Raw genomic sequence first — 25,330 nt, 5'->3', positions numbered from 1 at the left:
ACTTTCACCAAATCTTCCAAGGAGCTTGATCAGAACGCCACATTTCTTCGAGAACAGTTTTATCCCTTACCGTATCCATAGGCAACCAAAAGCCCGTATGCCGGTATAGCGTAAGTTGCTGATCGTGAGAGAGCTTTTCCAAAGGCCCTCTTTCAAAAGTTGTATCGTCTCCTTCAATAAAATCTAGAACTTGGCGGGACAATACAAAGAACCCCGCATTGATCCACCCAGCTTCGCCTATCGGCTTTTCTTGGAAAGCATTAACCACATTTCCTGTTACGCTAAGCTGCCCAAAGCGACCAGGAGGCTGGGCACCAGTTACTGTAGCCATACGTCCCTCTGCTCGGTGATGCGCAAGCAAAGATTTAATATTCACATCGCCAACACCATCTCCATATGTCATCATAAATTCTTCATCTTCTCCAAGATAAGCACTGATACGCTTTACTCTTCCTCCAGTCAGCGTAGAGTCTCCAGTGTCAATAATTGATATATTCCACGGCTCTGCCATGGAATTTTCCAATCTCATCTCACCACTCTTTAAGTTTACATGGATATTTGAATTGTGAATTGCGTAGTTTGCAAAATACTCTTTTATCATATAACCTTTATATCCAGCACATATTACAAAATCATTGAATCCATGGGTTGAATATATTTTCATAATATGCCAAATAATTGGCCGACCCCCGATCTCAACGAGCGGCTTAGGTCTCTGAGTTGTTTCTTCAGAAAGTCGAGTTCCGAGCCCGCCAGCAAGAATGACTACTTTCATCTCCACTACCCCTTGCGTTTTGAGAGTGATTTCATTTTCCACCAATTCTCTCAAGACATCTAAAGAAATTTCTTGGCAGATATGAACATCGTTGAAGATATTAATTTTAGGTGCGTCAGATTTTTCTCAAGGAATTCGCTTGTAGACTTATCAAAAAATTTCAAATGAGCTGCGATAGGCACAACAAAAAGTGGAGTCCTGTTAACAACTTGGCAGCCCTTGCTTTCAATAAGTTTAGGCAAAGCGCTATCACCAAAACAGCGGTAAACCTCTCCCCCGGTCAGCGCGCGCCATCCAACCAACAACCGGTTCGGGCTGACGCGCCGGGGCGCATCGAGCACGATGCCGCGGCGGGACAGCGCAGCCATATGGCCGATCATCGCGTCAGGATCGGCCACATGCATCAGCACCCGCGACGACACAGCAACGTCGTAGCTGGGCTCCACCATCCCCTGAGGTGCATCGGCAACAATGTCGCCAAGCCGGCAGGTAATGCTGAGCCCTCTCTCCCGCGCCTTGGCATCCAAACGCTCCAGCATCGTTTCCGACTGGTCAAAGGCGATCACCTCGTAGCCAAGCTCGGCAAAAGCCAGAGACAGCTTGCCAGTGCCAGCTCCCATGTCGATGACCGAGCCGCTCGGACCGGCAAGCCGGCGGACCTGGGTAACGAAATAGTCAACCTCTACACTGTTGACATAGTCATCCTCGCCGATCCGGCGTTGGGCATCATATTCGGACACCAACGTCGGCGAGCGGTAGTTAGCCTTGTTGTCGATTCGGTCCATCGGGTCCAGCCTACCGCTCAGAGTCCTGCATCGATGCGGAACAAACCGCAGTCGCCCCGGTAAGTCAAGGATAGCGGCAGGCAGGGCTCCGAAGTCGGGTTAACAGCGGTTTACGAATTGGGAAGTTTCTGATTCGGTGGAGGCTCTCGTCTTGGAAGGTCCTCCCATGAGTTCGATCGAAGCCGGCTTTGGTGAGAAATCGCGGCTGAAGGCGCTGCTGGAACATTTTTCGCGGATCGACGACCCGCGTGCTCCCTGGCGGGTCGCCTATCCGTTACCGGAGATCCTGCTTCTGGCGGTGTGCGGGACGATCGCGGATTGCGAGGATTACGAGGCGATCGCCGCCTGGGGTGAAGCGCGGCTCGACTTTCTGCGGCGCTTCCAGCCCTATCACCATGGGGTGCCGAGCGGACGCTGGCTGACCGTGTTCATGAACCGGATCCCTCCCGGCCTGTTCCAGGACTGCTTCCTGTCCTGGGTGCGCGAGGCGTGGCCCGACCGGCCGGAACTGGTCGCCATCGACGGCAAGACCTCGCGACGCAGCCATGACCGCAGCCTTGGGCAGGCCCCTTTGCACTTGGTCTCGGCCTTCGCCACCACCAGCCGTCTGGTCCTCGGCCAGGAGGCCGTCGAGGACAAAGCCAGCGAACTGGCGGCCATTCCGGTTCTGCTGGAGCGCCTGGCGACCGAGGGCGGGCTCAAGGGCGCGATCGTCACCATCGACGCCATCGCCTGCAACGCCACCATCGCCCAGGCCGTTCGCGACGCCGGGGCCGACTATCTGCTGGCGGTCAAAGCCAACCAGCCCACCCTGCGCGACGAGATCGAGAGTTTCTTCACCAGCGCACCGCCGGAGACGCTCGATCACGCCGCCGATATCGACAAGGGCCATGGCCGGATCGAGCAGCGCGCGGTCACGGTCGCGCGCCAGGTCGATTGGTTGAGCGGCGCGCGGCGTTTTCCCGGCGAAGTCCGCCTGCCCGCCGTCGCCGCCATCGTTCGGGTGGTCAGCAAGACCGAGCTGAAGGATCGTTGCCGCACCGACACGCGCTATTACATCACCTCCGCCCCGCTCGCCGCCCAGGCGGCGGCCGAGGCCGTGCGCGGCCATTGGCGCATCGAGAACCAACTGCACTGGCTGCTCGACGTCGTCTTCAACGAGGACCAGTCCCGCTTGCGCAAAGGCCACGGCGCCCTGAACATGGCCGTCGTCCGCCACTTCGCCATCAACCTCGTCCGCAAGGCCGCCGAACCCGCCCGGCCGCGCTCCGGATTACGGCGCGCCACCAAAAAGCCGGCCGCCACTCCCAGACCCACCAGCATCAAGCTCCGCAGGAAGCTGGCAGGCTGGGACACCGATTACCTCAACGCTATCCTCGACGTTAATATCCGTTAACACGGATTCGGAGCCCTGGGAGCCGAGTGCAGTCGCTTGCGATTGTAGTAGCCTTCGATGTAGGCGAACAGGTCCCTGCGAGCGGCGTCGCGCGTTGGATAGCGGGCGCCATGAACGAGTTCCGCTTTCAAACTGCCGAAGAAGCTTTCCATCGGAGTGTTGTCCCAGCAGTTGCCTTTGCGGCTCATCGATTGGATGATTGCGTTGTTCATCAGTGCCTTGCGGTAATCCCCAGCGGCGTATTGACTGCCGCGATCCGAGTGGTGCAGGAGGCCGGGCTGGGGCCGTCGCCGCTGGATCGCCATGGTCGGGGCAGCCAGCGGCAGTTCGGTGCGCATCTGGTCGCGCATTGCCCAGCCTACGGCCTTGCGGCTGGACAGATCCAGGACGACGGCGAGATACAGCCAGCCCTCGTCCGTCGGGATGTATGTGATGTCGGTGAGCCAGGTCTGGTTCGGCTTTGTCGGGGCAAAGTCGCGATCGAGCCGATTGGGCGCCACCGGCAAACCGTGCCGGCTGTCGTCGAGCAACTGTCGGTTCGCTGCCTTGCGTGGGCTCTCCGGTCGTGTGCGCCAAGCATAATAGCCGTTCCATCTGGACGCGGGCGAGTTCGCGTTTCCAACGGGCGATTTCCGATGCTTGATCGGCTCCCCTGACCCGGTGAGGCGGCGCTGCCATTTCCGCAATACCGAGGGCTGCACTCTCAATTCACGGGCGATCTGCGCAAGCGAGCGGCCGCTGCTGGCCAACAGAGCCACCGCCTCTTGCTTGAACTCGTCCGTAAAGATGTGCCGTTTCGTCGTCATTCTTAACCTCTCCGCTCCATCTGGAGCTTAGCAGAGGTGCCCACTGATTCGGAGGAGGACCAAAGCCGGCTTCTATCGAACTCATGGACTGCCCTTCCAAGACGAGGGCTCTACCGAATCAGAAACCTCACCGTTCGTAAACCGTCGTTAACCCAGCTTCGGAGCCCTGCAATCTCGGCGCGGTTCAATGCCTCAAACTCCCAGCGACTGGCGCAGCAGGGCCAGCGGGCGGCGGAACAGGTAGAGGGCCAGCGGCACGCGGTCGCCCAGGATCTTGGCGGTGCCGCGCAGACCGATGCGGGGCGGGGCTTCTCCCGGATTCCGGCCCGGCTCCAGCGCCGCCTTGACACGGTAGGACAACACGCCGGCCGCCGACAGGCCTGCTTCGTAGCTGGCATGGGTCAGGCGGGCCTGGAGGGGATGGAGCGGGTCGACGTTCAGGAACAGTTCGACCGGAGAGCCCGGTTCCAGCACCAGGGCGTCGCCCACCGGCACCATGATGTCGATCTCCGGCGCCTGCGGGTCGGCCAGCGTCAGCACACGCTCGCCCACCGACAGCGGCTTGCCCAGCCAGTCATTGACGTCGGTGAAAACGGCGATGCCGGGGCGCTCGGCCTTGACCGTCACCCGGTCCAACAGGTCGCGGGCGAGCGCCATTTCGGCCCGGCGCAGCTCCACCTGGGCGCGAAGCTGGGCGATGCGGGCCTTGGTCTGCGGGTCGGCGAAGGCGGCCTGCGAGGCGGTCAGCAACTCCGCCTCCGCCTGGGTCAGTCCCTTGCGCGCCACCTCGAAGCGGCTGCGCAGGACGGTGGACTCGAAGCTGAACAGCGGCTGTCCGGCCGCCACCGCCTCGTTCGGCTGCACATGGAAGCGCTCGATCACCCCGTCCAGTGGAGCGGCGACGATCACCGGGTTGCTGGTCTGGATCTCGGCCGGCGCCAGGGTGGACATCGGCACCGGGATGGCGAGCGCGCCGGCGACCGCCAGCAGGACCAGCAATGGCAGCGCGGCTCGCCGCAGTCCATGCCGTTTCGCCCGCCGGCCCGACAGCGCCCACCAGGCATGGCCGTAGCCTTCGGTCAGATGGCCTAGCAGCAGGATCTCGCCGTCGGTCCAGGGCTCGTCCCGGCCGAGCCACAGGCCGGCCAGGGGCGGACCAACCTTGTCCATGCCTGCCGCTGGAGCGTCGGACAGGGCGTCGCGCGGAGCTTCCGGCTTGCGCAGCGGACACCACAGCACCTGTGCCGGTCCCCACTCGCCCCAGGCGCCGCGGACGCCGACGGGCAGAGTGGCGGGGTCGACGACATGGACGGCATTGGCCTGCGTCCCGGCCGCGACGGCGCGCGCCGCCGCCTCCAGCCATTGGGCGAAGGGAGCGTTCGGTTCCAGAACCGCGATGTTCGACACCGCCTCCAGCGCCGGCCGGCCCCGTCCGTCCACCGTCAGGAAGGCCGCCTGTCGGTAGGAGATCAGCCGGCGGGTCTGGTTGACGATGTGATAGCGCAGCTCCGGCGCCGTCCCCTGCCGCCAGGCCTGGCGCTGCAACTCCAGCAGCATCAGCAGTCCGTTGACCGGCTGTGCCGCTCCTCCCTGCTGCACCGCCTGCGGGGGGGCCGCATGCTGGGGCGGGGACTGGGCCGTGACCGTGCTCATGGCTTCGCGGCACCGGGCTTGGAGGCTCCCTGGGGCCCGGCCGGCAGTGCCGATAGCGTTGGTTCCGGAAAGATCGCGGTGCCGCTCATGCCGGCGATCATTCCGGTCGGAACGCTTTCGCCGGTCAATCTGGCGGTGACCTTCACCGATTGGCTGGCCGGATCGACCTTGGCGCCGGGCAGCACCACCTCGCCCGGCAGGGTCATGCCGGTTTCGTCGACGCGCAGGTCGAAGCGTTGCCCCGGCTTCAGCCACACCAGCCAGGAGGATGGGACGATCAGCTCCACCTTCAGGTCGCGGTCGGACAGGATTTCCAGCAGCGGCGCGCCGGCGGCGACCGACTCATGCTCCTGGATGCGGCGTTCGACCGCCCGGCCGTCGAAGGGCGCCTTGATCTCACAGCGCCGGGCCTGGACCTCCGCCTTGCGGACGTCGGCGCGGGCGACCTGGGCCTTCGCCTCGGCCAGCTGCACCTCCGCCTCGCCGATGGACCGCAGGCTGTTCAGGCGCCGGTTGACCCGCGCCGTCACCTCCGCCGCGTTCAACTGGGCGCGGGCGGCGTCCAATTCGGCTTGATAGCTGGCGCAGTCGAAGGCGACCAGCAGGTCGCCGGCCTTGAAGCTCTGGCCGGCGTCGACGCTCATGCGGGCGATGCGGCCGGGGATTTCGGAGGACAGGACCGCATGCCGCCGAGCCTCGATCAGCGCGCGAACCTGCCCCTGCGCGGCGTCCTGGGCCGACGCCGGGGCGGAGGCGATGCCTCCGCCCAGCAGAATGGCCGGCAGGATGGCAAGGATCGCCACGGCGCCGGTCGCGGCACCGGGACGGGTCACAGCGACGCCTGCTTGCCGACGGTCCGGCTGTCGGACTGGCTTTCCTCTGCCGAAAGGGTACGAACGGTGCATTCCCGCTGCTTGTCCTTCACACGCTGGCAGAACCGGTCGGCCCCGGCGCGGTCGGCGAAGCCGCCTGCGCGCAGCTGGGTGATCAGCTTGCCGTCTCCGCTGCGCCGGGTGGTGATGTACAGGGCGCCGGCCCCTTCCGTTGCCGGTCCCAGGCGTTTGGCGATCATATCCCATTCCTGCGCGGCGAGCCTGTGGCTTGCGTAAGCCCCAAGATCGGCCTGGATGACCGGAGAGAAGGAGGCCGACGCAACCGGGGTGGCGGCAGGGGCGGCAAGGGGAGTGCGAGCCGCCGCCTTTGCCGGGGCGGCGACCACAGCCTTCGGCGCGTCCGCGACCGGAACAGGGGCCGGAACGGCCGCCATGGGCACCGCCGGCTTGGCGGGCTCAGCTTTGGCGGCTTCCGGCGCGGCTTCCGGCGCCGCTCCGGTGCCGCCGGCCTTGGCCGCCTCCCGCGCCAGATCCTTCACACGCAGAACGCTGTTGGCGCGCTCCTGCCAGGAGGACAGGCCGGTGGCCACCGCCCGGGTCAGGCTGGGCAGGTCGTCGGCGGGAATCGTCTCGGGCAACGGATCGACGCCGGCCGACACCATGACGCGGGCATAGGCGTTGTGCAGATCGGCCAGCACCAGATCGCGGCGCAGATCGGACAGCAGCGCCGCCACTTCCGATTGGATAACCCCCAGCTCGCCGCCCTGGCCAGCCTCGCCGACATTCATGTATTGCGAGCGGATGCGGGTGTCGAGATCAGCCTGCTCGGCGGTCAGGGCGAATTCCTGCTTCAGCTCGCGGAACTGTAGCACCGCCACATGCACCTGGCTCAGCACCGCCATGCTCAAGGCCTGACGGCGGAAGTCGACCAGCTCCTCCTGCGCCTCGGCGTAGGATTTGGTGGCGGGGGCGGAAACCAGATTGATCAGGTTCCAGCTGATCCGTGCGCCATAGTCCGCCCAACGCTGGTTCAGCAGGAAGCTGTTGCTGTCGTAGCGCAGGGCGGCGTTGACATCGATGCCCGGCAGCAGCTTCAGCAGAGACCGCCAGGTCTCGTCGGCGGAGATGCGCTGGTTGTAGCTTTCCTCCAGCAGTTCCGGCCGGTTCAGCAGGGCGTAGGTCTCCAGCGCCTCCACCGCGATCTCCAGCTTGGGCGGCGTCTGCATGACGCTCGCCTGCGGCAGCTCGATCTCGAACGGTTCGCCCGGCGGCAGGCCCATCAGCGCGCCCAGCTGCGCCTTCGACGCCACCAGCTCGCGCCGCAGCGACTGCAACTGCCGCAGGGTCTCCACCAGGGTGCGGGTATAGTTCAGCGCCTGCAGCGGAGCCTGGAGGCGCAGCGCCTCCAGCGTGCGGGCATCGCGCCGCGCCCCCTCCACCCGTTTTTCCAGCGGCTCCAGCCGCCTCAGCAGCCGTTCGGCCGCCACCGCGCGCCAATAGGCGGTCCGCACGTCCTGCATGATGCCCTGGACGACGCGGCGGCGGCGCTCATTGGCGATCAGCACCAGATTGGCGTTCTGCCGCGCCCGCAGATAGCTGACGCCGAAATCCAGGATGTTCCAGGTGAAGGCGAGGTCGCCGGTGCGGCGGTGCTTGTCGGTGGCGGTGGTGCTCTCGCCCGTGCGCCGCCCGGTGGCGAGGTTCAGGCTTTCCGACCCGGCATCATTGTTGCGCCCGACATAGCCGGCGGCGGCCACCACGCGCGGCAGCATGTCGTAGCGCGATAGATCGAGCTGATCGGAGGCGACCGCCATCTCCATCAGCTTCACGCGCTCGTCGAGATTGTACTTGATGGCGCGCGCCATCGCCTCGTCCATTGAGACCGCTTTGGTCAGCGGCTCCTGCGGGGTCAGAACGACCCCCAGATCCTTGCGGACGCGGGCCAAATTCTCCTCGGCGGTCAGCGGCTCGGGTGTGATCGAGCAGCCGGCGGACAGCAGGGACGCCGCCAGGACGGCGGCGGGCACCACCGAAGAAAGCGGGCGGCGGCGAAGTTGGGCGGTCGAAGTCTTCATGGCGGGGGTAATTCCGTTCGGCGCAACAATGTTCGGGAGGAAAGAAACGGCAGGGGCGGGAGGGAGGGAAGGGCCGCCGTCAGGCGGCCCAGCTGTCGGGAAGGACATGGCTGGCGAGGGCGGCCAGCAGCCCGGCGGCGCCGGCCGCATCGCCGTGGGCGCGGGCGACCTGACGGGCGAAGCCGGGCGAAGCCGGCATGATCACGGCGCGATCGTCGGTCCCGCGCTCCGCCCCGGCATGGCCCTCGCCACCCGGCGGGGTGCTGCCGCCATCCTGGGGCGGAGCCTGTGTCTCGCGCTGTCCCTGCGGCTGTCCCTGCGGTTGGGTTTGGGGTTGCTCCTGTGTCTGGGGCTGGGTCTGCTGCTGGGGTTGGCCCTGGGAGCCCGGCTGTCCGGCCGCCGGGGGACGTACCTGTCCGGTATTCTGTCCGGTACCGAAGCCGGTGCCCCGATTCTGATTCTGGACCTGCCCATTGGTCGAAGTGCTGTCCGGCGTGCCGGTCTGGCCACCGGCGTTGCTGCGCGGCGCTCCCCCCGTGCCGGCGCCAACGCCAGTGCCTGTGCCGGGGGCGCCACCGAGCCCGCTGCCAAGCCCGCTGCCCAATCCGGCGCCCAGACCGCCGCTGATCCCGCCGCCCAATCCGGAGCCCAGACCACCGCTGAATCCACCGCCGATCCCGCCACCCAGTCCGGTTCCCGCTCCGCCGCTGGAAACGCTGCCGGAACTGGACGAGCCGCCGCCGACGCTGTTCAGCGTCACCGAGCGGCCGGCGTCCGTGCTGGACGAGCCGCCGCCGACGCTGCTCAGCGTCACCGAGCGGCCGGCATCCGTGCTGGACGAGCCGCCGCCGACGCTGCTCAGCGTCACCGAGCGGCCGACATCCGTGCTGGACGAGTTGCCGGGGAGGCCGCCACTGCTGCTGGCGGCACTGTTGCCACCGCTCGGCAGGGTCGGCATCGACCCGCTGTTGCCGAGGCCGCTCGACGGGCTGCCGGAGGAAGGGCCGTTGGACGAGGAGGCGGTCGAAGAGCCGCCCGACAACGACGGCCCGTTGCCGCTGCCGGTGACGGTCGAGGTCGTGGCCGGGCTGTTGGTCGTGTTGATGGGGCTGGTCGTGGTGGTGGGTGTCGTCGTCGTGGCGCGGGCCACCGCGACCGTCACCGTTGCCGTGGTCGAGCCGTTGCCGACGAGATCGCGGGCCTGGATGCTGATCGACCGGCTGGTCGCCGTACCGGCGAAGCTCGGATCGTTGGCGCTTGACCGCAGACCGATCGCCCGCACCGCGGCCTGATAGTCGGCAGCCGACGCCACACCGGTCAGCACGATGCCGGCGCCGGCGCGGGTCGCGGTGATGCCGGCCGGCAGGCTGCCGATCACCAGCTCGTCGCCGTCGCGGGCGTCGGTCAGCGTGACCGTCACCCGGTTCAGCGGACTGGCGTCCGACAACGAGACGGCGGTTCCCAACGTCGCCGTGCCGCCGGCACTCAGCGTCGCGGTGGCTCCGCTGGTGGACAGCAGCGGGGCCCGGGTATCGACCGTCAGGCTCAGCGTGCCGGATCGGCCGATGTTGCCAGCGGGGTCGGTTGCGGTGGTGGCGACGCTGTGGCTACCGTCGGCCAGCGGGGTGGTGACGGCGAAGCTCCAGCGACCGTCGCCACCAGCGGTGACGATACCGGCGGCCACGCCGTCGATGATGACGGTGACCGTGCTGTTCGGCTCGGCCGTGCCGGTCAGGGTTGGCCGGGGGCTGGAGATGACGTTGGCCGCATTGTCGACCCCGGCGATCACCGGGGTCGACGACAACGGGGCCCGGGTGTCGACCGTCAGGCTCAGCGTGCCCGATCGGCCGATGTTGCCAGCGGGGTCGGTTGCGGTGGTGGCGACGCTGTGGCTACCGTCGGCCAGCGGGGTGGTGACGGCGAAGCTCCAGCGACCGTCGCCGCCAGCGGTGACGGTACCGGCGGCCACGCCGTCGATGATGACGGTGACCGTGCTGTTCGGCTCGGACGTGCCGGTCAGGGTCGGCCGGGGGCTGGAGATGACGTTGGCCGCATTGTCGACCCCGGCGATCACCGGGGTCGACAACAACGGAGCCTGGGTGTCGACCGTCAGGCTCAGCGTGCCGGATCGGCCGATGTTGCCAGCGGGGTCGGTTGCGGTGGTGGCGACGCTGTGGCGACCGTCGGCCAGCGGGGTGGTGACGGCGAAGCTCCAGCGACCGTCGCCGCCAGCGGTGACGGTACCGGCGGCCACGCCGTCGATGATGACGGTGACCGTGCTGTTCGGATCGGCCGTGCCGGTCAGGGTCGGCCGGGGGCTGGGGATGACGTTGGCCGTGTTGTCGACACCGGCGATCACCGGGCTGGAAATCACCGGGGTCGACAACAGCGGCGGCGTGGTGTCGATGGTCAGGCTCAGGGCCGTCGAGGTGCCGCTGCTGTTGCCGGCCCGGTCGGTCGCCTGGCTGGTGACGGCATGGGTGCCGTCGGCCAGCGGGGTGGCGGGCGTGAGGCTCCAACTGCCGTCGGTCCCGGCGATGGCGGTGCCGACCGCCACCCCGTCGACCAGGACGGTGACGGTGGAGCCGGGCTCCGCCGTGCCGCCGAGGGTCGGGCGGTTGAGGCTGGTGAGCCCGTCGGTGGCGGAGGCGCCGGTGTCCTGCCCAGGGGCCAGCACCGGAACCGAGGGCGTGTCCGGCGCCACGGTATCGACCAGGACGTTCTGGAGCCCCGGCATACCGCTCAGCGTCGCCGGCAGCGCGATGCGGACCCGGTCGGTGATGCTGCCGCCATTCAGGTTCAGCCCGGTGACGGCGATGCCGTCGGTATCGCTGTCGCCCGCCTGCACCACATAGTCGAAGCGCAGGATGGACCCGGTGCTGGCGGACGCGTTGTAGACCGCCTGCCGGGTCTGGCCGCCGATGTCCAGCGTGATGGTCGGCGCCCCGTTGACGATCACCGCCTCGCTCATCTGGATGAAGAAGCTCAGCGTCCGGCCGGTGCCGTACAGGCCGTCGTTGGGGACGACGATGGTGCGGATCGACGGCGCCGTGGTGTCGATGACGATGTCCTTGTTCGCTCCCAGCGTGCCGGCATCGCCGGGCGTCGCCAGGCGCAGGATGCCGGCGTTGCCGGCGATGTCGGTGATCGACCCGGCGAGCGCCGCCGTGCCGGCGGCGTCCAGGTCGGCGGCGGTGTCGCCCGCCTGCACGGTGTAGGTGAAGGTCAGGGTGTTGGTCCCGGACCCGCCGCTGTAGCTGGCGCCGCGGCCGGCGTTCAGCGCCAGCGTCGGCGTGCCGCTGACGCTCACCGCCTCGCTGAAGGTCACCTGGATCGTGATGGTGTCGCCGGTGGTGTAGAGGCCGTTGGCGGTGCTGGCGGTCACGTTGGTGACGGTGGGGGGCAGGCTGTCGACGCGCACGGCCGCGGTGCTGGCGACGTTGTTCAGCGTGCGGATCGCGCTGTTGCCGATCAGGTCGGCGATGCCGCCGTCGCTGATCGAGGCGCCGATACCGATGCCGTCGGCGTCGGTCAGGTTGCTGCCCACGATGTAGCGGAAGGTCAGCGCGGAGCCGCCCGATCCCGACAGATAGGCCGCCTGCACCACCGTGCCGTCGTCCAGCGTGATCGCCAGCGTCGGCGTGCCGGTGACGCTCACCGCCTCGCTGAAGGTGACGGTGACGTCGATGGCCTCGCCGGCCCGGTAGGTGCCGTTCACCGCCGAGACGGAACTGACCGTCGGGGCGGCGGTGTCGATGACGATCGCCTTGTTGGCGCCCATCGAGCCGGCGCCGCCCGGTGCCGCGAGCGTCAGGATCGCGTCCAGGCTGGTCGAGCTGTCGGCGATGCCGCCGCCGTTCAGCGTCAGCGCATTGATGGAGGCATAGTCGAGATCGGTGGCGTTGTCGCCGTCCTGCACGATGTAGGTGAAGGTCAGGGTGTTGGTCCCGGACCCGCCGCTGTAGCTGGCGTCGCGGCCGGTGTTCAGCGCCAGCGTCGGCGTGCCGCTGACGGTCACCGCGCGGGAGAAGGTGACGGTGACGGTGACGGTGCTGCCGGCCTTGTAGGTGCCGTCGGCGCTGCTGGCGCTGACCGACGAGACGGTCGGGTTGACCAGGGCGGTCAGGACGAGGTCGTTGCCGGTGCCGCCGGCGTAATCGACGGTGTAGAGGTCGCCGTTGCTGCTCAGCGTGGCGCCCTGCGCCAGCCCCGACAGGGTGCTGGACACCGTGCCGGCGCCGGTCTGGTCGATGACCCGGTAGGTGGCGGCGTTGACGGCGGTGAAGCCGTTGACGCGGGTGACGGTGACGGCGCTGGAGCCGCTGGACAGCGTGACGCCGCCGCTGACGATCACCTGGTCGTAGCCGCCGGCCGCCGTGCCGGCGATCTCGACCGCCAGGGTGCCGCTCATCGCCAGGCTGCCGTTGACGGTCAGCGTGCCGACGCCGTTGTTGGTTCCGGCCACGCCGGGCGCCAGCGTCGCGCCGGAGGCCACGGTCAGCGTGTTGGACGAGTTGCTGGCGAAGATGCTGCCGGTGCCGCCCAGCGTGGCGCCGGAGGCCACCGACATGCCGCTGGTGCCGGTCAGCGCGCCCGTCACCAGCAGGGTGCCCGCCGACACGGTGGTGCTGCCGCTGTAGGTGCCGGTGCCCGACAGGGTCAGCGTGCCGGTCCCGATCTTGGTCAGCCCGTCATTGCCGCCCGAATTGCCGCCGATGCCGCCCGACAGGGTCACGGCGACGGCGGTGTCGATGGTGGCGCCGAAGTTGCCGATGTCGAAGACGTTGTCGATGGTGCCCGCCGCGGTCACCGTCAGGGTGCCGCCGTTCAGCGTCACCGTCCCGCCGCCCAGGTTGGCGTCGCCGGCCACGCTCAGCGTGCCGCCGCGCACCGTGGTGGTGCCGGTATAGGTGTTGGAGCCGGACAGGGTCAGCGTGCCGCTGCCCATTTTGAGGATGTTTCCGGCCTGGTCTTCCCTGATGACGCCGGAGAACAGGGTGGATGCGTCGTTCTCACCCATGGTCAGGGTGCCGTTGTTCAGGGTGACCGTGCCGTCGCCGGCCAGCGAGCCGATCGTCTCGCTCACGCTGTCGTCGAAGAGCAGGGTCGCCCCGGCCGACACCGTCACGGCGGAGGTGTCCCCGATGGACGAGCCGCCCTGGAGCGCCACGGTGCCGGCGCTGATGGTGGTGGCGCCGGAGTAGCTGTTGCTGCCGGACAGGGTCAGCATGCCGCTGCCGGTCTTGGTCAGCCCGCCGGTGCCGTCGATGCCGCCGGAGAAGATCGTGTTGGTGTTGTTGCCGCCCGTGGTCAGCGTGTAGGCGCCCAGCGTCACCGTGCCGGCGCCGGCCAGCGACCCGATGGTCTCGCTGGCCGACAGGGTCAGGAAGGCGCCATAGGCGACGGTCACCGCGCTGCCGTCGCCGATGGCGCTGCCGCCACTCGCCCGCAGGGTGCCGGCCGACACGGTGGTGGCGCCGCTGTGGCTGTTGTTGCCCGACAGCGTCAGGATGCCGGTCCCGGCCTTGGTCAGGGTGGCGGAACCGGACACCACGCCGGACAGCGTCACCGCGTTGGCGTTGGTGATGGTGGCGTCGCTGTTCACCGCGATGGCGTTGGATACGGTCACTCCCGAGCCGGTCAGGGTCAGGCTGCCGCCGTTCAGGCTGACCTGACCCGAGCCGAGGTTGGTCGAGCCGGCGGTGCCGCCGCTGGCGGCGCTCAGCGTGCCCGACGTCACATAGAGGCTGGAGAAGCTGTTGTTGCCCGACAGGGTGGCCGTGCTGGAATTGGCCGCGACGCTCAGCGCGTAGGACCCGGTGATGTTGCCCGACAGGGTGGCGTTGGCGGTGGCGGCGACGGTGGCGTTGCCGGTCAGGGCGACGGCGTTGGTGTAGGTGGCGGCCCCGGTCAGGTACAGCGTGGTGCTGGACGCCAGGGTGATGGCGCCGGTGCCGATGTTGGTGGCGGCGCCGATGCTCAAGCCGCCGGCCGACACCGTGGTGGCGAAGGTCGAACCGCCGTTCGCCGTGCTGGACAGCGTCAGCGTGCCCGCGCCGGCCTTGGTCAAGGTGTAGCCGTTGCCGGAAATCGCCCCCGACAGGGAAACCGCCGCGCTGTTGGAAATCGTCGCGCTGCCGGTCATGGTGGTCGCGTTGACCAGCGTCGTCGCGCCGGTGACCTCCAGCGTCGTGTCCGCCGCCAGCGTCACGCTGCCCGTGCCCAGCCGCGCCGCGTCATCGACCGACACCGTGCCGTTCCCCACGGACAGGTTCCACGCCGAACCGTTGCTGGTCCCGCTCGACAGGGTCAGCGTGCCCGAGCCGGTTTTGGTCAAGGTGTTGGTCCCGCCGGTGATGTTGCCCGACAGGGTGACGTTGTTGGCATGCAGCGCGATGGTCGCGTTGCCCGACAGGGTGACGTCGTTGGACACCGTCGCGGCGGTGGCGAAGTCAAGGGTGCTGCTGCCAGCCAGGGTCAGCGTGCCTGACGCCAAGCCGCCGCCGCTGCCGATGCTCAGCGTTCCGGCCGATACCGTGGTCTTAAAGCCGGCGGTTGAACTGTTGCCGGTCAGGGTCAGGGTCCCCGTCCCGGTCTTGGTCAAGATTGCGTTGTTGCCGGCGATGATGGTCCCCGAGAATGTCGTGCTGTTGCCGTTGCCGCCAACGGTCAGGATTCTCGACCCGAATGCGATCTGGCCGGCGCCGGCGATGGAACCGACGGTCTCGTCGCCGCTCGCGACGCGGAAGGTTGCCCCGGTGTTGACGGTGACCGCCGAACTGTCGGCGATGGCGCTGCCCCCACTCGCGGTCAGGGTGCCCTCCGACACCGTGGTGGCGCCGCCGTAGGTGTTGGTCCCCGACAGCGTCAGTGTGCCGCTGCCCGCCTTGGTCAGGGAGCCGGTGCCGGAGGCGCCGGAGCCGTCTTTGATGGCGCCGGCGAAGGTGCTGTTGCCCGATTGGCTGACGGTCAGCGTCTTGGTCTTGTCGATCCACACCTTGGATGTGGCGACGCTGGAGGTCAGGGTGCCGATGGTCTTGTCCACCGTGTTCTGCAACTCGCCGTTGGCGTTCAGGGTCACCGACGTGGTGTCGCTGATCGCGGTGGCGCTCGACAGCACCAGCTTGGACGTTGAGTTCGCCCCGCCAACCGTGACCGAGCCGTCAAAGCTGTTGCTGCCCGACAACACCACGGTGCCGCCGTTGGATATCGCCAGCGACGGCGTGCTGGCCCCGGTCAGCGCGCCGCTCAGCGTCAGCGTGTTGCTGGTGCCGTCCATGTCGATGGTCACGGCGCCGTTCATGGTGATGGCGTTGCCGATGGTCATCGAGCCATAGTCGCCATTGATCAGCAGCTTGGTGCCGTCGTCGAAGGTGATGGTGCCGGCCTGGCTGTTGCCATAGTTCCAGGATTGGTTGGTAAGCGAGAGCGTGCCCGCCGCCACCTCCAGATCCCCGGACCAGGTCGAATTGGTGGTGCCTCCACTGGTTACATAACCCACGGTCAGCCCCAGCACGCCGGCGCCGGTCTTGGTCAGCTTGCCGGAGCCGGAAATCTGGCCGGCCAGGTTGATCCCATTCCCCGCGCCGGTAACCCCATAATCGATGGTGCCGCCACCGCTGCCCAGCGTGAAGGCATTGAGAATGTCCACCGTGCCGGAGCCGCTGGTGAATGTGAGCGTCCCCCCGCCACTCAGGGTCACCATGCCGCCGCCGAGATTGCGGTCATTGGTGACCGACAGCGTGCCGGCCGACACCGTGACGTCGTTCAGGCTGGTCCCCGAGGGGATGCCGCCGTTGCTGTAAGAGACATTGGTTCCGCCCAGGGTCAGCGTGCCCGCCCCGGTCTTGGTCAGCGACGAGGTGACCACGCCGTCGTCGGCCAGCGACGAGTTGATCGCCAGCGTGTCGCCGGTGGCGACGCTGATCCCGAGCGCCCCGTCCAGGGACAGGGATTGGGAGGCGATGGTGATCGCCTGGCCGCCGCCGCCGCTGTTCACCGCGAGGGTGACGCCGCTGGCCACCGCATAGGTGCCGCCAAGGGTGATGGTGCCCGACAGCCCTGTGTCGAACTTGATGGTGACCGCGGAGGCGCTGTGATTGTTGATGGCGTTGTTGGCGTAATACAGCGCCTCGCGCAGGTCGAGGCCGTTGCCGTCGGAAAGGTCGGTGGCGTAGGTGCCCGTCGGTGCGCTGCTGTCGATGTTCGCCACCGTCACCGTCAGGTCGTTCGATACGGTGATGGTCAGGTCTTTTTGGTAGGTGCTGTTGGACCCGTGGCCGTCGTCGGCCTGCACCCGCACGGTATAGCTGCCGACCGCCAGGGTCGACGGGGTCGCCGCCTTCAGCGTCGTGCCGAAGATGGTGAAGATCCCGGGCCCGCTGGTGGTGGCGCTGCTCGGATCGGTGATGCTGACGATGGTGAAGGTCCATGAACTGTCGTCGACGTCGGTGGCCGACAGCGTGCCCACGGTGGCGTTGCTGGAATCGAACTTGCTGACCGAACTGGCCGTCAGCGCGATGTCGGTCGGCGCGTCGTTGACCGCCGTCACCGCCACCGTGCGGGTGGCGGCGGTCGCGGTGTTGCCCGCCCCGTCGGTCAGGGTGAAGCTGACGGTGCGGTTCGCCGTGCCCGGATTCTCCGACGTGCTGTCATAGCGGATGGCCCGGATGACGTCCCGGATGTCGTCCGCCGTGGCGGTGGAGGCGAAGGTGATGGTCCAGGCCGCGCCATTGGTCACGTTGTCGGTGGTGACCGTGCCGATGACCGTGGTGCCGGAGCGCAGATCGGTCCCGGACACGTTGATGCCGGTGGCGGTGCCGGTCGGCAGCGACAGCCGGTCCGTCGCCTCGTTGTTGGCGGTGATCTGCACCGACAGCACCGAGGAGCCGGGCGACCCGGTCTCGGTCACCGTGGCGTCGCCGGCGATGGCGGCGGCGGCGCCGTTCTCGGTGTAGGGGTGGGCCGTGCCGTTGCCGATCGTCACCGTCGGCGCGGTGGCGTCGATGGTCACGGTCAGCCCGTTGGAGGCGCTCGATTGATTGCCCGCCGTGTCGGCCGCCTTCACGGTCAGGGTGTGGCTGCCCGCCGACAGCGCCGACCCCGGCGTGATCGACCATCGGCCCATCCCGTTGGTGACCGCCGTGCCCAGCACGGTGGCGCCGTCGGTGTCGTACAGCGTCACCGTGGTGCCCGCCTCCGCCGTCCCGTTGAAGGTCGGCCTCGTGTTGCTGGTGACGTTGTCGCTGTTGGACGGCCCGCTGTCGGTGCCCGCGGTCATGTCGGCGGCGGACGGCGCGGCGGGGGCCGTGTTGTCGATGGTGTAGGTCTGGCCGGTGTAATTGCCGTTGCCGGTTCCGAACCCGCCCAGCTCCGTCATGGACCCGGAGGAGATGATGCTGTCGTCGTCCACCAGGTTGAGCCCCAGCGTCCCGTCGCCGCCGACCCCCGTCACCGACACGGTCCAGGTCGTGCCGCCGTCGCTGGTGGAGGGCGTGCCGATGGTGCCGGTCGCCGTGCTGGTGGTGGCAAGCGCGAAGTCGGTCGCGTCCACCCCGCTCACCGACTCGCTGAACGTCACCGTGAAGTCGACGGAGGTCGCGTTGGTGGTCTGGGTGCCGGTGCGCACGATCGACCGCACGGTCGGGGCGTTGCTGACGATGATGGTGGCGGTCGCGGTGCTGCCGCCCAGCCCGCCATCGGCGTTGCTGGTGGAGGCCTGCACGTTGAAGCTGCCGTTGTTGCTCCCCGATGGGGTGAATTTCAGCCCGGCATTGGCCTGGGCGAAGGTGATGAAGCTGCCCGTGGTGATCTGGGTGGTGCCGTCATTCTGATAGAGCGTGCCGTTGACGATGTTGGTGATCTTGAAGTACGGCACCTCCGTGCCGTCCGCCGCGTTGCGGCTGATCACCAGACCGCTGGAGGTCTGGGTTCCCGGCACCGTGGTCGCGCCGGTGACGCTCGGCGTGTCGGCCACCGGGTTGACGGTGATCGCCACCGTGTCCTGGTCCTGCTCGCTCGACCCGTCGCCGGTCGTGCCGGGATCGGCGCCGGTGTTGCCGCGGTCGTTGGTGGTGATGGTGAGCGTGTCGGAGCCGTGGTAGTTCGCGGTCGGCGCGTAGGAGAGTCCGGCCAACGCGGTGTTGATGGCGCTGATCGTGCCGGTGAACACCATGCTGGCGTTGGCGGTCCCGGTGCCGGTGGTGAAGCTCAGGCCGGTGGTCCCCGACAGCGTCAACGTGCCGTGGAGGACGCCGAGCGTCACCTGCACGCTGTTCGACCCGGCATCCACGTCGGCGATGCTGATCAGGTTGCTGTTGCCGCTGGAGAAGACGAGGCTGGTGTCCTCGTTGGTGCTCTGCGCGCCGGGGACCGTGTTGACCGGCGCGTCGTTGACGTCGCTCACCGCCAGGGAGACGGTGGCGGTGTTGCTGGAATAGGCGGTGGTGCCGCCGGTGCCGGCGATGGTCGCCGTGCCCCGCGTCGCGCCGCTGGAGGCCGTTCCGCTGGTCTCGTCCCAGGCGCGGAAGGTGAGGGTCGCGATCTCGCCGGTCTGCTGGTTCGGCACGAAGCGGACCAGCGCCGTGCTGTCCAGCAGCAGGGCGGAGCTGGACAGGTCGCCGAAATCGTACCAGTTGGACCCGCTGTCGGTGGAGTATTTCCAGCCGGCGCTGCCGCCGCTCGACCCGGTCTTCGCCGTCACCGCGATGCCGGACGCCACCGACCCGCCGTCGGGATCGCTGTGGTTCAGGCCCGAGGTGCCGAGGATGGTCGCGACGGAGACCCCCGTCATCGCGGTGTTGTCCTCGGTGATCGAGGGCAGGGTCACCGTCTGGCCGCTGGCGATCGTCGGCGCGTCGTTGACCGCGGTGGCGGTGACGGCGACGGTCTTGGTCGCGGATTTGGTGGTGCCCCCCACATCCTCCGACGCAACGACCGAAATGGAGCGGCTTACCGGCGCCTGCGAGGTGTTCTCGTACTTGATCGCCCGCAGCGCGTCTTGCAGTTCGGTTTCGCTGGCACCGTTGCGCGTCAGCGTGATGGAGGCGGAGCCCGAGCCGGTGAACGTCACGGCGCCATAGGTGGAGCCGGAGGTTCCGGTCAGGCTCAGTTGTTCACCCGCCACCGGGTTGTCGAGCGTGACAACCACGGTCGTCAGGGTGCCCGTGGGGTCGCGGTGCGTAAGGGTGGCGGCGGGCGCGATGGCGACGCCCGCCCCGTCCTCGGTGAACGAAATGGCATTGTCCGCCCCGGCCGCGGCACCGTTCAGATCGAGCCTCGGACCGGTGGGCAGAATGATGTTGCTGATGTTGATGTTATCGACCGCTACCGCAAAGTGTCCATCTGTCGTGGTTAGCTCGAACCAAGAGATGTTCTGGAATAGCGTGGGATCTTGTTGTGTCGCTAGATTGAGTGTTGAAAATGAGCTTGCGCCAGCCGGTATGGTTATGCTCGCCGATCCTTTTGATGTCGTAATAACGACATTGTCATTCTGCCCAACGGCTGTCGTTTGGAATGATGCAAAATCTATTGAATTTATATTAAACGTTTCTTCTTGCGTGAAATCAAAACGCGCCTTTGTTTCCGATAGATCTTGGGCCTGATCGTTATCTCCCTGGCCAATCTCTAAAGCTTCTGCGAAATTAGTGTTGTTTGGGCTTAGGGCGGCGTCTTGGGTTGTGGTTGTGACTCTGAGTGTCGCGTCGGCGTTTTGTAGGTAATAGGTAAGTTCCTTGCCGCTGGGCGTGATCACGGTGCCTGCGGTATTGGGATCGAAATCAAAAATAAAAGGCCCCGGGCCCGCCAGCACATGGGAGTAATCGTTCTGGAGAGCTGGCGTTGCGACGACCCCGGTCTCGATGCTGCCGTGCGTCCGCTCCAGAACCCAGTTGCCGCCGAGTTGTGCGGCGCCGGTCAGATCGTCGGATGCTGCGACGTCGGCGCCGGTCGCCTCCGCGACCGCATTCATGAAGCGGTCGCCGCCGTCGCTGGCCACCTCGCAGCCGTAGAGCAGCAGGTCGCCGTCCGCGGTCAGGGCGCCGCCGAGAGCCGCCAGATCCCCGGCGCGGGTGGACACGGCGGCGCTGTCGAGCGTCAGCGACCCCAGCCGCACCTCGCCCTCGCTGCCATGGCTCAGCACATGGACCGCGTCGTAGCCGGTCTTGCCCTGCGCCCACTCGGCCATCTGGGCCAGACCGTCCTTGGATCCGTCGAGCAAGACCACTTCCACGCCCGGCCTGATGCCGTTCGCCAGCGTCCGCCAGTCGGCGACGCCGGTGTCGATGAACGCGACCTCCTTGCGGCCGCCGTTCGCCGCCGGATCGGCCGCGGCCAGCACCTGATAGTCAGGCGCCTTCGGCGCGGCCGCCTGGAGCGCCTTGGCCGCGTCGGCCAGGGCCATGGCGTGCTCCTGGCCGTCGGCACCGTCCGTTTTGCCGTCCACCGCGTGCGCGGCCGCCTGTTGGTCGGCGTGATCGGTCGCCGTGGCCGCCCCGGCGGCGTCGAACATGAACCGGGGTTCCAGCGCGAAAGCGGCGATTGAGGGACGTGCTGAGCCTGAAAGGTTCGCATCGCGCTTGCGGCTGTGCGTGCGACCCCCGGTGGTGAATGCCCATCCACGAATGCCCATCACGTGCCTCCCAATCGCCAAGGCGCTCCACGCATACGGGTGACGCCGCGGCCCTCCGCCATCTGGATCGGTTATAGCGGAGCAATCTTCAGAAGTTCAATCAGCGTTCGATCTCGGCGATGCGATCGTTCCAGCTGTGAATTTTCAGGGCCAGGTCCGTTGAGCGCGGAATCCCGGCCGGGTGCGGGCGGCGCATCAAATTCCTGGAAAAGTTAAGAAATCCCATATCGCTCTTTTGGCGAATCATGAAGAAAAATATCGGGAATGGACCGTTTATTGAATACGAATGGATGCAAAATTTCTTAATAACCGTGATGGTTTCATTTGTATGCTGGAAATTATTTTCAATATTTCATTTGGGAAAATGATTATCTCCGGAGATTTATTCATGGATATTGGAAATTTCTGTTTTCAATTCGGCAAACCGTCACGTATAGATTCATGGCCTTGCGCATATGGCATTTGTCACAAAGGTTGCCATCGGCTCCAAACAACCGGAGAGAATCGAGCGCGCCATGCAGAAGACCCGTTCCATCCTCCTCGCCACCGCCACCATTCTGATCGGCGGCATCGGCGGTCTCCCGTCCACCGCCTCGGCCTGCAACTCGGAGCCGTACATTGGTTCCATCTGCACCTTCGCCTTCGATTGGTGCCCGCGCGAATATATCCTGGCCGACGGCCGGACCCTGAACATCCGCGAGTATCAGGCGCTGTTCGCCCTTATCGGCTTCCGCTATGGCGGCGACAACGCCACCGTGTTCGCCATTCCCGACCTGCGCGGCCGCGCCGTCTACGGCACGGGCAAGAGCCCGGTTCTGCCCAACACCATCGGCATAGGGCAACAGTTCGGCGTGCAGCAGGTCACCTTGAACTACACCCAGGTGCCGATACCGCCGCACACGCACCCCGCCAGCTTCTCCCCGACCTACGGCGGTTCTCCCGCGGTGGCGTCCGGCCCGGCCTCGCTGAACCTCAACAACGCGCCCGTCACCGGCCTGAGCGTCACCTCGACGCCCTCGCTGTCGGGCACGGTGAATGTTCCGGCACCGACCATCGCCCAGAGCGGCACCGGCGGCAGCGCCACGCCGGTCGCGAACGGTTCGCTGGGCAAGGCAGGCAACGCGGGGGCCTCGCTCTACGGCTCGACGGCGGCGGACACGGTGATCGGCAAGCCGACCAACAACGTCCCCGTGACGGTCGGCGGCACGATCGCCAACACGGTGAGCGGCGGCACGGTCAGCGGAGTGGCGAGCGGCACCGTTACCCTGCCGGTGACCGGCGGCCAATTGGTAACCGGCGGCACCGTGACGGTGGGCGCCAACACCGGCTCCGGGACGGCAGCGCAGGCGACGATCACGCAGTCGCCCGGCCTGGGCCAGACGGTGTGCATCGCGGCACTCGGCCTCTACCCCAACCGGCCGTAAGACAGGACGGCAGGCCCCCTCCCCGCATCCGGCGGGGAGGGGGCGTGCCGTCACAAGGCGCTCGCCCCTTGGCGCCGGAACCATGCGGGAAATGAGTGGCGCTCTCCCCGGCGCACGATCGCGGACCTTGACCCGACGAACCGCCACCGGTCCGATGCCGGACCGGATCGGCATTGACAATGGCGGCGCCAGAGCGGCTTCTCAATCAGACCGGATTCAAGCCCCCACCGTGTGAAAGCCCGACAGCAGCCATCATGCCCGCCGCCGCCATGCCCGACGATCCATCCCAGGCCCAGCACAGCCGCCGCAGAGCCGCCTTCTTCGACCGCGACGGCGTGCTGAACGAGGATGTCGGCTTCGCCCACCGTCCCGACCAGATCATCTGGATGCCGGGAGCGCGGGAGGCGGTGAAGCGGTTGAACGATGCCGGCTTCCTGGTCTTCGTCGTCACCAATCAGGCCGGGGTCGCCCGCGGCCTCTACAGCGAGGAGCATGTGCGCACCCTGCATCGCTGGATGCAGCAGGAACTGCGCGCCGTCCGTGCCCATGTCGACGCCTTCTATCATTGCCCGCACCATCCCGAGCATGGCCAGCCGCCCTATCGCGCCGACTGCGCCTGTCGCAAGCCGGAGCCGGGGATGCTGTTGCAGGCGATGGCCGAATGGCCCGTGGAGCGCAAGGGCAGCTTCCTGATCGGCGACCGCGACACCGACCTGCAGGCGGCGCAGCGGGCTGGGATCGACGCGACGCTCTATCGCGGCGGTGACCTCGACGCCGTCGTCGCCGGCATTCTGGCACGCTCCATGCGGGGGTCGGAGAAGCGATGAACGTGAAGAACAGGGGCGGGGCGGCGCACCGCCCCGCGTGATCCCTTTGGCCCAGGCTCAGCGCGGGGCCAGCACCATGACCATCATGCGGCCTTCGACCCGGGGCATCTGCTCGACCTTGGCGATGTCCTGGAGCTGGTCGCGCACGCGGACGAGCACGTTCAGACCGAGATCCTGGTGCGCCATCTCACGACCGCGGAAGCGCATGGTCATCTTGACCTTGTCGCCTTCCTCGATGAAGCGGATGGCGGAGCGCATCTTCACGTCATAGTCATGATCGTCGATGTTCGGCCGAAGCTTGATTTCCTTCAGCTCGATGATCTTCTGCTTCTTCCGCGCCTCGTTGGCCTTCTTCTGCTCCTCGAAGCGGAACTTGCCGTAATCGAGGATCTTGCAGACAGGCGGATCCGCTTGGGGCGCCACTTCGACGAGGTCGAGGTCGGCATCCGCGGCGGCATCCAGCGCTTGGCGGAGCGGCACCACGCCGACCATCTCGCCGTCGGCGCCGACGAGGCGGACCATACGGGCGGTGATTTCACGGTTGAGGCGCGGGCCTTCGCGGACGGGGTCCGCGTCGTAGAGCTTGGCTATGGTGATCTCCTGTGGTCGTGGAATGGGTACAAAGAGGCTGGCCCGGGTCAAGCGACTCAGCCCAGGATGTCGAGCACAATCTGCCGCAGTTCGCCCCGGGTCAAGCCGGACGGCTCCGGATCGGAGCGAAAATCCGGCTTTTTCCCCTCCAATGCGGCGAAATGGCCAGCGGCGGCGGGAGTGGACAGGCGGATGGAGGCCAGCTGGGCCGGCGCGTGCTGGGAATGGGCGGACAGCATCGAGGTCGTCATGAAAATCCTCCAGGCCGGATGGGCGGACCGATGGGATCGGCGCCGGCCGGCTCTTCGTGAGTGTGGCGTCTTGAAACGGGAGCCGCCGCGGCGAGCAGCGCCGGACAGGCTCCGATAAAGCGGAACAGAGGCCTCGCTATGGGCATGTTCCAAAAGGCTGGCATTCCCGGAGAAGGTTCCCTCCCGCCAAGGCGGCGAGGGCAGGGAAACGCACCGCACAAGCGGTTTTCAGCCTTTCCCCAGATGGGGAAGGACCCGCCGCTTTTCAAGCCGCTCCGTTCCATCGCGGTGGCGGGCACGACGGATGGCGCGGCGAATGGCAGGATGGATGGCGATGCCGCGGGCGGAGAGCGCCTTTACGCCTTTCCCACCGCCCCGCGCATGAGTCGAAGATAGTCGAGCACGCGGGCGGTGCGCCAGTCTGGATCGGCCCAGCCGCCGGCCTCCCGGGCGCGGCGGCAGGCGGCCACCGCTTCCAGCCGGTGCTGGCCGGTCAGCGGGCGCAGGTCGGCCGGGATGGTCGCGATCCAGGCGTCGGCAAGCTCCGCCGGCGGAGTGGGGCCGGCTTCCAGCCAGCGTTCGGCATCCTGGAAATGGTTGCGGCACATCAGCGCGATCATGTAGTCGCAGGCCGATTGCAGGCCGGGAGCGAGTCGGCCGGGGCTGACCGACAGGATCGGCAGCAGCGGGGCCAGCGTTGGCGCCAGATGGTTGGCGTAGAGCGTCGCCGCCCAATAGCGCTCCGCCGTCCGCCGGAAATGACCGAGATCGCGCACCGGGACCAGACCGCAGGATTCGATGGGGAGGATTTCCACCTTCGGCTTGGTCACCACCACCGTGTCGTTCGACACGTCGACATAGAGCCCGCCGACCTGCAGCGCATTCTGGAAATACTGCTCGCGCAGGACGCCCCAGACGCTCCGCAGCACGCCGCCCTCCTCGACGAAGGCGCGCAGCGCACGCTCCATCGGCCCGGCCGGCCGGGCCAGACGCTGCGACAGGCGGGCGAAGAGGTCGGTGGTGATCTCCTCGCAGCGGCCATAGGGATAGGGCTTGCCGCCGGCCGGCGGCAGACCGGCAAGCGCCCGGTCACTCTCCCCGCGCAGGGCCATGAAATAGTCGTGCAGCGCCTGCGGATCGCCGCCCAGATGGCGGGCCGTCAAGGCCGACTGGCGGTCGTCGACCGGGGCGATCTGCTGGGGCAGGAGGGGCGGGGATTGCAGCGTCATGGCGGGCGGGATCCGTCGGTTCCAGCCAAATTGGCACCCTTGGCCGCCCCGGCGCCA

The 25,330-nt window shown here is 67.1% G+C and carries 14 protein-coding genes; 3 read left to right on the top strand and 11 right to left on the bottom strand.

The features are described from left to right. Positions 1 to 4 precede the first annotated feature (4 nt). Together rfbF and AZL_RS33785 are read right to left on the bottom strand one after the other, a co-directional pair. Positions 5 to 775 (bottom strand): glucose-1-phosphate cytidylyltransferase, encoded by a 771-nt coding sequence (gene rfbF / locus AZL_RS32955; protein WP_042447119.1) that lies wholly within the window; start codon positions 773 to 775, stop codon positions 5 to 7. Between the two features lie 59 nt (positions 776 to 834). After that, on the bottom strand, positions 835 to 1,560 hold the full coding sequence (locus AZL_RS33785; protein ID WP_012978673.1) for a class I SAM-dependent methyltransferase: 726 nt from the start codon (positions 1,558 to 1,560) through the stop codon (positions 835 to 837). 166 nt (positions 1,561 to 1,726) lie between these two features. Between AZL_RS33785 and AZL_RS32945 the strand changes: the two genes are divergently transcribed. Next, a complete protein-coding gene (locus tag AZL_RS32945; protein WP_012973506.1) occupies positions 1,727 to 2,956 on the top strand; it encodes an ISAs1-like element ISAzs5 family transposase in 1,230 nt (409 codons plus the stop codon). Here AZL_RS32945 and AZL_RS37365 read toward each other — a convergent pair. The 6 genes from AZL_RS37365 to AZL_RS36490 form a co-directional block, all read right to left on the bottom strand. Continuing rightward, entirely contained in the window at positions 2,953 to 3,762 is an 810-nt protein-coding gene (locus tag AZL_RS37365; RefSeq protein ID WP_012978672.1) for an IS3 family transposase, read from the bottom strand. The genes AZL_RS32945 and AZL_RS37365 overlap by 4 nt on opposite strands. 192 nt (positions 3,763 to 3,954) lie before the next feature. Continuing rightward, positions 3,955 to 5,415, bottom strand: a complete 1,461-nt coding sequence (locus AZL_RS32935) for an efflux RND transporter periplasmic adaptor subunit (RefSeq protein WP_012978671.1) — start codon at positions 5,413 to 5,415, stop codon at positions 3,955 to 3,957. Further along, positions 5,412 to 6,248, bottom strand: coding sequence for an efflux RND transporter periplasmic adaptor subunit (locus tag AZL_RS32930; protein ID WP_247894590.1), 837 nt, complete (start codon positions 6,246 to 6,248; stop codon positions 5,412 to 5,414). The genes AZL_RS32935 and AZL_RS32930 overlap by 4 nt, the downstream gene beginning before the upstream one ends. Next, positions 6,245 to 8,323 (bottom strand): TolC family protein, encoded by a 2,079-nt coding sequence (locus tag AZL_RS32925; RefSeq protein ID WP_247894589.1) that lies wholly within the window; start codon positions 8,321 to 8,323, stop codon positions 6,245 to 6,247. The genes AZL_RS32930 and AZL_RS32925 overlap by 4 nt, the downstream gene beginning before the upstream one ends. 79 nt (positions 8,324 to 8,402) lie before the next feature. Then, on the bottom strand, positions 8,403 to 20,831 hold the full coding sequence (locus AZL_RS33780; protein ID WP_052293836.1) for an Ig-like domain-containing protein: 12,429 nt from the start codon (positions 20,829 to 20,831) through the stop codon (positions 8,403 to 8,405). Positions 20,832 to 21,051: 220 nt separating this feature from the next. Next, on the bottom strand, positions 21,052 to 21,198 hold the full coding sequence (locus AZL_RS36490) for a hypothetical protein (protein ID WP_158306037.1): 147 nt from the start codon (positions 21,196 to 21,198) through the stop codon (positions 21,052 to 21,054). 268 nt (positions 21,199 to 21,466) lie between these two features. Here AZL_RS36490 and AZL_RS32910 point away from each other — a divergent pair, with 268 nt between their 5' ends. Both AZL_RS32910 and AZL_RS32905 read left to right on the top strand, forming a co-directional pair. Further along, complete coding sequence (locus AZL_RS32910; RefSeq protein ID WP_042447015.1) at positions 21,467 to 22,375, top strand: phage tail protein; 909 nt, start codon at positions 21,467 to 21,469, stop codon at positions 22,373 to 22,375. Positions 22,376 to 22,629: 254 nt separating this feature from the next. Then, entirely contained in the window at positions 22,630 to 23,202 is a 573-nt protein-coding gene (locus AZL_RS32905; RefSeq protein ID WP_247894588.1) for a D-glycero-alpha-D-manno-heptose-1,7-bisphosphate 7-phosphatase, read from the top strand. Between the two features lie 57 nt (positions 23,203 to 23,259). Here the strand turns inward: AZL_RS32905 and infC are convergent, their stop codons facing one another. The 3 genes from infC to AZL_RS32890 form a co-directional block, all read right to left on the bottom strand. After that, the gene (gene infC, locus AZL_RS32900) at positions 23,260 to 23,724 is read right to left on the bottom strand and encodes a translation initiation factor IF-3 (RefSeq protein WP_012978665.1); all 465 of its coding nucleotides are present in this window, start codon (positions 23,722 to 23,724) and stop codon (positions 23,260 to 23,262) included. A gap of 125 nt (positions 23,725 to 23,849) precedes the next feature. Then, complete coding sequence (locus tag AZL_RS32895) at positions 23,850 to 24,044, bottom strand: hypothetical protein (RefSeq protein WP_042447012.1); 195 nt, start codon at positions 24,042 to 24,044, stop codon at positions 23,850 to 23,852. Between the two features lie 356 nt (positions 24,045 to 24,400). Continuing rightward, complete coding sequence (locus AZL_RS32890) at positions 24,401 to 25,273, bottom strand: hypothetical protein (RefSeq protein ID WP_012978664.1); 873 nt, start codon at positions 25,271 to 25,273, stop codon at positions 24,401 to 24,403. Between the last annotated feature and the right edge of the window lie 57 nt (positions 25,274 to 25,330).

This window comes from Azospirillum sp. B510 (assembly GCF_000010725.1).
Classification (GTDB): domain Bacteria; phylum Pseudomonadota; class Alphaproteobacteria; order Azospirillales; family Azospirillaceae; genus Azospirillum; species Azospirillum lipoferum_B.
This window is presented reverse-complemented; position numbering and strand designations above follow the sequence as displayed.

What these genes read in the sequence shown, in the direction of transcription:
- AZL_RS37365 (WP_012978672.1), bottom strand. Translation starts at nt 3,762, where the DNA reads ATGACGACGAAACGGCACATCTTTACGGACGAGTTCAAGCAAGAGGCG.
- AZL_RS32890 (WP_012978664.1), bottom strand. Translation starts at nt 25,273, where the DNA reads ATGACGCTGCAATCCCCGCCCCTCCTGCCCCAGCAGATCGCCCCGGTC.
- AZL_RS36490 (WP_158306037.1), bottom strand. Translation starts at nt 21,198, where the DNA reads ATGATTCGCCAAAAGAGCGATATGGGATTTCTTAACTTTTCCAGGAAT.
- infC (WP_012978665.1), bottom strand. Translation starts at nt 23,724, where the DNA reads ATGGTCCGCCTCGTCGGCGCCGACGGCGAGATGGTCGGCGTGGTGCCG.
- AZL_RS32935 (WP_012978671.1), bottom strand. Translation starts at nt 5,415, where the DNA reads ATGAGCACGGTCACGGCCCAGTCCCCGCCCCAGCATGCGGCCCCCCCG.
- AZL_RS33780 (WP_052293836.1), bottom strand. Translation starts at nt 20,831, where the DNA reads ATGTTCGACGCCGCCGGGGCGGCCACGGCGACCGATCACGCCGACCAA.
- AZL_RS33785 (WP_012978673.1), bottom strand. Translation starts at nt 1,560, where the DNA reads ATGGACCGAATCGACAACAAGGCTAACTACCGCTCGCCGACGTTGGTG.
- AZL_RS32945 (WP_012973506.1), top strand. Translation starts at nt 1,727, where the DNA reads ATGAGTTCGATCGAAGCCGGCTTTGGTGAGAAATCGCGGCTGAAGGCG.
- AZL_RS32910 (WP_042447015.1), top strand. Translation starts at nt 21,467, where the DNA reads ATGCAGAAGACCCGTTCCATCCTCCTCGCCACCGCCACCATTCTGATC.
- rfbF (WP_042447119.1), bottom strand. Translation starts at nt 775, where the DNA reads ATGAAAGTAGTCATTCTTGCTGGCGGGCTCGGAACTCGACTTTCTGAA.
- AZL_RS32895 (WP_042447012.1), bottom strand. Translation starts at nt 24,044, where the DNA reads ATGACGACCTCGATGCTGTCCGCCCATTCCCAGCACGCGCCGGCCCAG.
- AZL_RS32905 (WP_247894588.1), top strand. Translation starts at nt 22,630, where the DNA reads ATGCCCGCCGCCGCCATGCCCGACGATCCATCCCAGGCCCAGCACAGC.
- AZL_RS32925 (WP_247894589.1), bottom strand. Translation starts at nt 8,323, where the DNA reads ATGAAGACTTCGACCGCCCAACTTCGCCGCCGCCCGCTTTCTTCGGTG.